The organism is Saccharothrix sp. ALI-22-I (assembly GCF_001984175.1).
GTDB lineage: Bacteria > Actinomycetota > Actinomycetes > Mycobacteriales > Pseudonocardiaceae > Actinosynnema.
In genome coordinates this window covers 142,624-152,341 of the sequence record NZ_MTQP01000050.1, presented here as the reverse complement: position 1 = coordinate 152,341, position 9,718 = coordinate 142,624, and the positions used below count along the sequence as shown (strand labels likewise).

Sequence of the window (9,718 nt, the reverse complement as noted above, 5' to 3'; positions counted from 1 at the left end):
CGCCGCAGCTTCACCGAGACCGACTACGCCGCCCTGCTCGACGCCGCACACCAGTACCTCAAAGCCGAGATCCTGGTGATCTGGGACAACCTCAACACCCACATCAGCACCGCGATGCGGCAACTGGTCGCCGGCCGCGACTGGCTGCACGTCATCCAACCACCGGCCTACGCACCCGACCTCAACCCCACCGAGGGCGTCTGGTCCCACGTCAAACGCAGCCTGGGCAACCTCGCCGTCACCGGCGTGGACCACCTCGCCGCCATCGTGCGCAACCGGCTCAAACGCATCCAGTACCGACCCGAACTCCTGGCAGGATTCCTCGCCCAGACCGGCCTCACCCTCGACCCAGAGCCACCCTAACCCTGACCATTCAACCTCTGTAGCTGATCGCGTCGTTGCCGAGTTGCTTGCGTTGGCGGGCGAGTACGCGGTCGACCAGTACCTCCGAGGCTCCGAGGTAGTGGACGGGGTCGAGGAGTTGGCGTAGGTCCGCGGGGTCGAGGTGAACGAGTTCGGGTGCTGAGAGGAGCGCTTGTTCGAAGGGGCGGTCGTCGGCGGCGATTCTCGCGAGGAGCTTCTTGGCGTTGGCTTTGCCGAGGTGGGGTGCGAGGGCGACGTTGAGTCGTTCGGAGACGATGGAGCCGCCGGTCAGCTTGAGGTTGTCCTGCATGACGTCGGGGAAGACGCGCAGACCCGCGGCGAGTTCGGCGGCGGTCGCGGCGGCGCCTCCGGTGAGGCGGAGGCATTCGCGCAGGGGTTGCCACTCGGCGTGCCAGGCGCCTGCAGATCGTTCGTCCTCGGCGAGCATGGCTTGGGAGAGCACCGTGGCGTAGAGCGGGGCTTGGCGGGCGGCGGAGGTGAGCAGGGTGGCGAGGACGGGGTTCTGCTTCTGTGGCATGGCCGAGGAGACACCGCGGCCTTCGGCACCGGGTTCGGCCAGCTCGGCGACTTCGGTGCGGGCCATGCCCTGCACGTCGAGGGCGATCTTGCCGAGAGCGGTGGTGACGAAGGTGCAGACCGCACCGATGTCGGCCATCGGGGTGCGCAGGGCGTGCCAGGGCACCACTGCTTCGGTCAGTCCCAATTCCTGGGCGAACCGGACGGACAGCTCTGCCGCGTGACCGTGCCGCTCGGCGGCTGCGGCGTATTCGAGGTAGGAAGCGAGGGTGCCGGCCGCGCCGCCGAGTTGAGCGGGTAGGCGGTCGGTACGGAGTGTGTGGACGCGGTCGATGGCGTCCAGCACGAGGGTCAGCCAGCCTGCGGCCTTGAGGCCGAAGGTGATGGGGACTGCATGCTGGGTGAGGGTACGGCCCGCCATCGGGGTGGTGCGGTGGTTGTCGGCGAGTCGTGCCAAGGCGTCGGCGGTGCGGGTCAGGTGCTGTTCGATCTCGGTGAAAACTCGGGTGGCGATGAGCATCGCGGCGGAGTCGAGGATGTCCTGGCTGGTGCCGCCGCGGTGGACGTACTCGGCGGCGTCGTGGTCGATGCGGGTGACTTCGGCGGTGAGTGCCTGGACGAGGAGCACGACGGGGTTGGCCGCGCCGCGGGCTCCGGCGGCGAGGGCGGGCAGGTCGATGCGGTCGGCGTGGGCGGCTTCGGCGATCACGGTGGCGGCCTGTGCCGGGATGACGCCGAGGTGGGACTGTGCGCGGGCCAGGGCGACTTCGACGTCGAGCATGGCCTGGAGCCATGCTTCGTCGCCGGTGAGGTCTGCGGCCGTGGTGCCGGCCCAGACCGGTGCGAGCAGCCCGCTGTCGGTGTTGGTGGGCTTGGAGTTCATCGGGTGTTCCTCACGCCGGTCGGGCGGCTTGGGTCGGGACCGCGCTCGTGGTGGTGATCGTGGCGGTGGCGTCGGTGGCGGTGAGCACGGCGCGGGCGATCGCGTCGGCGTCGCCGAGGATGACGGAGTTCACGCCCGGCCGGATGCCTGCGGCGGTGACCCAGTGGACGGCTTCGGTCGGGATGCCGTAGCTGAAGCGCCGTGGGTGTGGGCGGCCGTCGGCGTCGACGACCCGGTAGGGGCGTGGGGTGACGGCGAGGCCGCCGGTCTCGTAGTCGCCCGCGGGGTCGGGGATGCGGTAGGCCGCGATGGCGCCGCTGTCTCGCAGTCGGATGACCAGTGGGTCGCTGGTGGTGCGGATGTCGACCTCGGGGAGGCGGGCCTCGATGAGGGTGGTGGCTTCCACCTCGGAGCCGTCCACGTTGGCCGAGTAGGCGAGGAACGACTGGTCGCCGGGTTCGACGCGCATGCCGGGGCCGATGACGTGGAGGATGCCGGCGTCGATCAGGGCGATCATCTCCTCCATCCGGCTGGCGGGCGGGCCGATGGAGAGGTAGGCGTTGAGCGGGGTGTACCAGGCGAGCAGTTCGTCGCGGTAGGAGGTGCCGGTCAGTCCACTGTGATCGACCACGAGGCGGATCTCGTTGCGCAGGTCGCGCAGGACGTCCAGCGCCGCCTTGACCGGGTCGCTGACGTTGCCCTTGCGGGCTCGGTGCAGGTCGCGACGCAGTAGCCCGAGCAGCCAGGTGTGGAACTCGTCCGGCGAGGAGAAGTGGTGGTCGGAGTGCGGGCGGGCGATGAGGTCCCAGTCCCACCGCTGGGCGGCGTCGATGCCGAAGCGGTCCAGCAGCGCGGGGAGTTCGTCGCCGGTCGCGGCACGGTAGCCGGCACCGAAGTCGTCGGCGACGACGTCTCCGCGCCGGCCGCGCAGCAGGGTCGTGTAGTAGACGAACTCGACCTCGCGGGAGATCAGTGGCCACACGTCGGCGCGGAAGGTCACCGCTTCGCCCCGTGCGATGCGGGCACGCAGCCGGGCGATCACGGTCTGCGTGAGGAACAGCGGCTCGTGGCGGCCGGACACGCCCTTCTCGTTTTCGCCGCGCGAGTGGTAGGGCACGCCTCTGCGTGATCCTGTGTGGATCTCTGGTTCGCGGCCGGAGGGCCGGTGACCGGCTCCTCGGAACCAGGCCAGACGGTACAAAGGAGCCGAGGACATGTCTACTATGATGTTTAGTAGAACAAGAGGGCGGGGTGCGATCTGTGGTTGGACTGTGGAGCTGGCCTCGCGCGCTTGTCGGCGGAGTGCTCAGCGCGATCGCGGTCGGAGTGCCGACCGATGTCATGGACAACCCGCTCTTCACCCGGATGACCCCGGTGCGCTGGTGGGAAGTGCCGGTTCTGCTGTGCATCGCTGCCCTGACTGCGATGTGGGCCGCACTTCGGCCACAACGCACCGAGGGCGTCGGCTCGGCCCGCACCTGGGGAAGTTCAGTGCTCGGCGCACTGGCCGTCGGGTGCCCGGTGTGCAACAAGGTGGTCATCGCGCTCTTGGGCACGTCCGGCGCGCTCGGACTGTGGGCTCCACTCCAACCTTTGCTGGCCTTGGCTTCGCTGATCATCTTGGCGACCGCCGTGGCCGCCCGATGGCGACTCCGCGGCTGCACGCCGGAGACGTGTCCTCCCACGGAAGGCAAGGCAGCACCCTTCCAGTGGCAGCGGGACGCGGAGAAGTCGGTGTGAACGCCACACCACCGGCCGCCGGCCGACGCGCAGCGATGTCCGCAGTAGAAGCGAATCCGCCCGTGGCACCGATCGAGGCGGTCGAGCGGGCGACGTGGCGGGTGGCCGGGACCGCCGTGGTCGGCGGGGTTGGCTTGGCGCTGGCGTTCCCGCCGATCGGCCTGTGGCCCCTGGCCGCGCTCGGACCCGCACTACTCGTCCTGTCGGAGGCTTGCTGCTCACGGCCTGCTCCGAACAGCCACCGGCCACACCCGCTTCACTGCCACACCGGCCACACCCGCCACCTCGTCGACGGGCACGGAGATCGCGGTCGTGGAGACGGAGTACGAGATAGAACTGCCCGAGCAGACATTGACCGTAGGCACCCACAACTTCACCGTCCGCAACCAGGGCGACACTCAACACGACCTGGTGATCCAAGGGCCGGGCGTCGACTCGGCGCGCACCGAGATCATCAGGCCGGGTGGTGAGGGCAGCGTCGCGGTGACGTTCGAGAAGGCGAGTACGTGCTGTGGTGCTCGGTCGGCAACCACCGCGCCCAAGGCATGGAGAAGAAGATCACCGTCAACTGACCACCGCGACGTCGCCTCGAGACCACAACCGCACCCCGCCTACTATGCGTATTAGTACTGCGGTCCGACGTGGAGGACACAGTCGCACCGCGTTGAGCGGCGCGCTTCCCGAGGAGGTCTGGATGCGACGTGGGATCCGAGTGTTGGCATGCCTGACGCTGGCGACGCTGGCCACGGCATGCGGTCAGGCGAACCCGCAGCAGGCGGCGCCCGGCACGGGGACGCCAGGAGCGGGTTCGCCCGGGTTGGCCCACGTGCACGGCCTCGGCGTGGATCCCGCGGACGGCACGCTGTACGCGGCGAGCCACTACGGCCTGTTCACGGTGCCTGAAGGCGCGAAGGCGGAGCGGGTCGGCGACCGGATGCAGGACACGATGGGGTTCACGGTCGTCGGCCCGAACCACTTCCTGGGCAGCGGCCACCCGGACCCGAGGGACGCCGGCAAGGCACCGCGACTCGGTCTCATCGAGAGCACCGACGCCGGGAAGAGCTGGCGTTCGCTGTCACTCGAAGGCGAAGCCGACTTCCACTCCTTGGAGGCCAAGCACGGCTCGGTGTACGGCTACGACAGCCAGACCGGACAACTCGCCGTCACGTCCGACCAGCGGAACTGGGACCGGCGTGGCCAAGTGGCCATGGCCGACTTCGCGGTCAGCCCGACGAGTCCGGACACCCTGCTGGCGACCACCGAGCAGGGACTCGCCCGCAGCACCGACGGTGGCCGTACCTTCACCCCGCTCACGGGCGCGCCGCTCCTGCAACTGGTCGACTGGCCGTCAGAGGCGAGCGTCGTCGGCATGGCCCCGGACGGCGGGGTCCACGTCAGCGCGGACGGTGGGGCGACCTGGACCCGTCCGGGTCAGGTTCCCGGCAAACCGACCGCCTTGGCCACCAATGGCCCGTCCGAGGTCTTCGTGTCCACCAGCACCGCGATCCACAGCTCGGATGACGGTGGGCGCACGTTCACCCAGCGGCAGGCGCTCAACTGATCCCCGCACCACGTGCCTGCAACCAGGCGAGCGGGTCGGCCTTGCGACCGTCCGGCTCCCACACCTCGAAGTGCAGGTGGGGGCCGGTCGAGATACCCCGGTTGCCGACTCGCGCGATCAGGTCGCCCGCCTTGACCTGTTCCCCCTCGCGGACCGCATAGCTGTCGATGTGCCCGTAAACGGTCATGGTGCCGTCCGCACGCTCGATCTTCACCCACAACCCGAAACCACTCGCGGGCCCGGCCTCGCGGACCACGCCGTCCGTCGCGGCGTAGACGGGTGTGCCGATCCGGTTGGCGATGTCGAGGCCATAGTGGTTGGTGCCCCAGCGCGGCCCGTAGTTCGACGTGATCTCGCCCTGCACCGGCGCGACGACCTTCGGGCGACGCGCCTCCTCGGCCTCGCGTTCGGCTTGGCGCTGTGCCTCGATGCGCTGGTCGTCGATCCGCTGCGACTTGCGCAGGTTACCGATCTCGTCGTGGGCAGGCTTGGCCACGATCAGCACACCGGGGGACACGGCCTGGCCACCGACCCCGGTGAGGTTCGCCGCCGCCAGCGGACGGATGTCACCCGACGCGATCCCACTCGGCGGCGGCGCGTTCTCCGGCGAGTCCAGCACCGCTGCCGCAGCTGCTCCGATCATGATTCCACCGGCTACGACAACCACTCGGCGACGGGACACGCACAGCCTCTTCCGCTCGGGGACGCGGGGACCTTATCAACTATCTTGGATAGTATAAAGCTGTCCGCCATGACTACCGGGGTCGCCGCACGCACGTGGCCCCACGTGCGCCGCCAAGCGGCCTTCTCACCTTCTCCTGCCCCTGATCCCGATGTGATCAGCTACAGCACGAACACGACGTCAGCTCGACAGGCCGCTCTCTGTCCTTTCCGTACAGCGGCGGTGAGATCAGCGGGCTACGGTGTCGCGTGAGCACGTTCCTCGACTCGTGTCACCGCAGGCTCTTCGCCCTCCCGTCCCGCTCCAGCCCCGCCAAACAAGGACGACTGCTAAGGCTGTGGTTCGAGTGGTGGCACCGCAGGCCGGACCCGTGGGGGCTCGCGGTCGACAACTACGAACAACACCACTACTCGACCATGCTCGACCACCTCCCGGAGCAGCCTTACCGACGAATGCTGGATGTGGGCTGCAGCGAAGGCGTGTTCACCGACCAACTGGCCGCGCGACACCCGCAGGCCGAGGTCGTCGGCGTGGACATCTCCCAGCGGGCGACCGACCGCGCTCGCGCCGGCGGTGTATCCGGATCCGGGAAGCGGCCCCGCTACCTACGGCTGGACGTCGTCAGCGACGACTTGGACGACCGGTACGACGTCGTGATCTGCGCCGAGATGCTGTACTACCTCGGCCGTCCCGAGCGGGTGCGACAGTCGTGCCGACGACTGAGCCGGCTGCTGGCGCCAGGCGGGGTCCTCGTGGTGGCGCATCCGTGGTCCGAGGCGCGGCAACTGCACGCGGACCTCGACGGGAACCCGGCACTGCGGCACCTGCACGAGCACGTCGACCGGACATCCTGGCGGCCGTTAGCGGTGACCCTCTACGAGCGGCCAACCGCCCCTGTCGTCGACGCGGTGATGCACCCGTAAGGATCGGATCCCGCACCATCGGAAAACCCACGCCGTGTACGCACGTGACGGGACGCGATCCGTCGTTCGGAGCTCTATTCGACGTAGGAGACGACCGCCATCATGCCCGCCTCGCCGTGGTAGACGTTGTGGCAGTGGGTCAGCCACTGACCTGGGTTGTCGGCGACGAAGTCGACGTCGAGGCCGCGCCCGGGAAGGACGAGCGCGGTGTCCTTGCGTGGCCCGCGGTCGCCGTTGGCGCGCACGTGGAAGGTGTGCCCGTGCAGGTGCATCGGGTGGAACATCGTCGTCTTGTTCTTCATCCGCAGCCGCACGTACTGCCCCTGGCGGATCGGCAGGCCGTCCTTCGGGTCGTACGGCTTGCCGTTGATCGTCCAGTCGTAGCGCTCACCAGGACCTTCCAGCACCAGGTCGTGCACCACGTCGGGTTGCTTCACCGGCACCGCGACCCGATCGGCCACCTCCAGCTCGACCGCCATGAGCACACGCAGCTTCGCCAACTCCGCGACCGCCTCCGGACCGGCCGGTGCCATCTGCGTAGTCGGGTTCCGCAGGACCACCTGCGCGTACTGATCGCGCCCTTCCGCGATGGCGAACACCGGCACCGCACCGTCCGGCATCGTGACCACCACGTCCACCCGCTCGCCCATGCCGATCATCACCATGTCGGCCTCTACCGGCTTCACCGGGAACCCGTCGGTGTGCGTGACCCGCATCCGCACTCCTGGCAGACCGACCCGGAACGCGGTGTCGGCCGCCGCGTTGATCAGGCGCAGGCGCACCCGTTGACCGGCCTTGACCTCGGCCGCGACCGGGTCACGGAACGTGCGTCCGTTGGCCAGCACGTGCGGGTACACCAGGTCACCCGCGTCCCCGCCCAGCAGCGTCGACCGCGGCATCGCGCTCATCGACCCGTGGTCCATGCCGGCCATACCGCCCATGCCGTTGCGCTTCAGCTCGTCCAGCGCTTCGTCCGGCGTGCGGTCGACGCCGTCGAGCCAGTCATCCAGCACGATCACCAGCTCGCTGTCGTAGTCCGCCCCGTCCTCGGGATCCTCCACGATCAACGGCGCGTAGAGACCGCGGTCGAGCTGCACGCCCGAATGCGGGTGGAAGAAGTACGTGCCGGCATCCGGAACGGTGAACTCGTAGGTGAACTGCGAACCCTGCGCGATCTCGTCCTGGGTCAGCCCCGGCACACCGTCCATGTCGTTGCGCAACGCGAGGCCGTGCCAGTGGATGCTGGTCGGGGCGGGCAACTCGTTGCTCAGCTCGACGCTGAGCACGTCACCCCGCTTGACCCGGATCTCCCGGCCCGGCAACTGCCCGCCGTAACTCCACGTGTTGACCTGCACACCACCGATGTCCACCACTCCGGTGACCGCGTTCAACCGCACGGACGTCTTCGCCGCACCGGCCGCCCGACGTGCGCTCTCGGCTGCCGCCACCTTGGGGGAGTTCGGCCCGACCGGGGTCGTGCCCGCTCGGCTGGGCGACGAGCACGCCGCCAGTCCCACGGTGGCCGCGGCGCCGACACCGAGCTGAAGGAACCGGCGCCGATGGAAAACCCGTCGTGTCGTCATCTCACTCCCGTCGAGCCGTCTACTAGTCACCATAGTAGCTGGCTCGACGTACCACCCGGGCGGCCCACGCCACCAGTGCGGCTCCGACCAGGAGCAAGGCGGCCCCCGCAAGGTACTGCCCCGTCGCGGCAGGTTCGGCGCCGGCGGGCAGGTAGAGGGACCGACGCTCAGATCGGACACCGCGGTCGGCGAAGTCCACGGGTACCCATGCCTCGGCCACACGCCCCTCCGACCTCAGTTCCGTGTAGACGAACCACAAGCCGGCCGAAGGCAACGCGATGTCGCCGCGGAACTCCCCGGTACCCGTGAGCGGCGCTTCGACCACTTCTCCCGCACGGCGGGGCCAGCAACCGCACCGGGCTCAGCTCATCGGTGCGCGCACCCATCGGATCGACCACCCGAACCGCGAGCTGCCCGTGCCCGTCCGCCATGACTTCGAGTCCGATGGTCGCGACCTCCTCCCCCTGCCCCGGGTCATGGGCACGGACCTGGGGTGGCGTCAGGATCGGCAGGAGCACCAACGGTCCGACGATCGCCGCCGCACGCAGTGCCCCGGCACGCCTGACCACGACCAGCAGGAGGAGCAGCGGCCCGACGACTGCCGCCGCCTTCACGACGTCCGCGAGACCGACCGAGCTGAGCCCGGTCAGGGACGCCACAAGCTGGACGGCCACGATTCCCAAGCCGGCGATCGGCCACCTGGCAACGCCCCATCGGGCGGGAAGGTCCAGCAGCGCCAACGCCAGCAAGGGCAGCGGCAAGTCGGGTCCGGGCCACCCGGCCAATGCGAGCACCACCGCGATCAGCGCCCGCACCGCGAAGTAGCCGACCACCGCCCAGCGTCCGCCCGGACAGCGAGAACGCCAGCAGCAGCCCGCGGGTGTCGATGCCGTGCCCGAGCAGCGACACCAGGTTCGCGGTGTCCGGGTCGAGCCCGGTCAGCTTGCCGGCCGCGGTCGGGTGCTGTTCGATCCCAGCCCGCGGATCCGGCAACTGTTCGCGGACCAGGTCGACCCGGTCGAGGGCCGCTATCTCGACGCGCTGTGCGACGCCCTGCCCGAGCAGGACACCGACACGATCCTGTTCGGCTACACCAGCATGCTGGCGTTGTTGGCGGCACAGCAGGCGGCGACCTTCGCCGAAGTCCGGTGGCGGCACTCGGCCGGCCGGCCCCACAGCAGTGACCCGGATTCCCGCGGTGGTGCGGGGGAACGACTGATAGCCTTCCTCACCGCCGGGCTGACCCACGGCTTGGCGAAGTAGCTTCTCAGCCGCAACCAGCTGAACCACTATGTTCGATAGTGGTCCACTTGTCGCAATTCGGTACTAGCATTCGTAGTAGTGGCTCGTCAGATGAAGTCGAAGTCCTCGGTGCACACGGTGAAAGTCCTATCCCGCGCCTCGTTCACCCGCACATCGGCCCTACCCGACCGACGCGGGCGCGTG

General features: G+C 69.1%; 10 protein-coding genes. 5 read left to right on the top strand and 5 right to left on the bottom strand.

Annotated elements, in window-relative coordinates:
- Nucleotides 1-363, top strand: a 363-nt coding sequence (locus tag ALI22I_RS11070; protein WP_077005353.1) for a transposase, incomplete at its 5' end; no start/stop codon positions are given.
- A gap of 10 nt (nucleotides 364-373) precedes the next feature.
- Here ALI22I_RS11070 and ALI22I_RS11065 read toward each other — a convergent pair.
- Both ALI22I_RS11065 and ALI22I_RS11060 read right to left on the bottom strand, forming a co-directional pair.
- Nucleotides 374-1,783 (bottom strand): class-II fumarase/aspartase family protein, encoded by a 1,410-nt coding sequence (locus tag ALI22I_RS11065; protein ID WP_077005352.1) that lies wholly within the window; start codon nucleotides 1,781-1,783, stop codon nucleotides 374-376.
- Nucleotides 1,784-1,793: 10 nt separating this feature from the next.
- Nucleotides 1,794-2,900: a hypothetical protein gene (locus ALI22I_RS11060; RefSeq protein ID WP_077005351.1), complete on the bottom strand. Its 1,107-nt coding sequence runs from the start codon at nucleotides 2,898-2,900 to the stop codon at nucleotides 1,794-1,796.
- Nucleotides 2,901-3,043: 143 nt separating this feature from the next.
- Between ALI22I_RS11060 and ALI22I_RS11055 the strand changes: the two genes are divergently transcribed.
- Complete coding sequence (locus ALI22I_RS11055; protein WP_179118189.1) at nucleotides 3,044-3,523, top strand: hypothetical protein; 480 nt, start codon at nucleotides 3,044-3,046, stop codon at nucleotides 3,521-3,523.
- Between the two features lie 694 nt (nucleotides 3,524-4,217).
- Complete coding sequence (locus tag ALI22I_RS11050; protein ID WP_077005349.1) at nucleotides 4,218-5,084, top strand: F510_1955 family glycosylhydrolase; 867 nt, start codon at nucleotides 4,218-4,220, stop codon at nucleotides 5,082-5,084.
- On the opposite strand, the gene ALI22I_RS11045 is transcribed toward ALI22I_RS11050, so the two are convergent.
- Nucleotides 5,077-5,727 carry a M23 family metallopeptidase gene (locus tag ALI22I_RS11045; protein WP_077005348.1) on the bottom strand — a complete coding sequence of 217 codons (651 nt, stop codon included), beginning with the start codon at nucleotides 5,725-5,727 and terminating at the stop codon, nucleotides 5,077-5,079. The two genes, ALI22I_RS11050 and ALI22I_RS11045, sit on opposite strands and share 8 nt — an antisense overlap.
- A gap of 287 nt (nucleotides 5,728-6,014) precedes the next feature.
- Between ALI22I_RS11045 and ALI22I_RS11040 the strand changes: the two genes are divergently transcribed.
- Nucleotides 6,015-6,689, top strand: coding sequence for a class I SAM-dependent methyltransferase (locus ALI22I_RS11040; protein ID WP_077005347.1), 675 nt, complete (start codon nucleotides 6,015-6,017; stop codon nucleotides 6,687-6,689).
- 74 nt (nucleotides 6,690-6,763) lie between these two features.
- Here ALI22I_RS11040 and ALI22I_RS11035 read toward each other — a convergent pair whose 3' ends face one another.
- A complete protein-coding gene (locus tag ALI22I_RS11035) occupies nucleotides 6,764-8,272 on the bottom strand; it encodes a multicopper oxidase family protein (RefSeq protein ID WP_077005346.1) in 1,509 nt (502 codons plus the stop codon).
- 167 nt (nucleotides 8,273-8,439) lie between these two features.
- Nucleotides 8,440-9,105: a hypothetical protein gene (locus ALI22I_RS50685; RefSeq protein ID WP_179118188.1), complete on the bottom strand. Its 666-nt coding sequence runs from the start codon at nucleotides 9,103-9,105 to the stop codon at nucleotides 8,440-8,442.
- Nucleotides 9,106-9,163: 58 nt separating this feature from the next.
- Between ALI22I_RS50685 and ALI22I_RS49050 the strand changes: the two genes are divergently transcribed.
- Nucleotides 9,164-9,535, top strand: coding sequence for a hypothetical protein (locus ALI22I_RS49050; RefSeq protein ID WP_179118187.1), 372 nt, complete (start codon nucleotides 9,164-9,166; stop codon nucleotides 9,533-9,535).
- Nucleotides 9,536-9,718 lie beyond the last annotated feature (183 nt).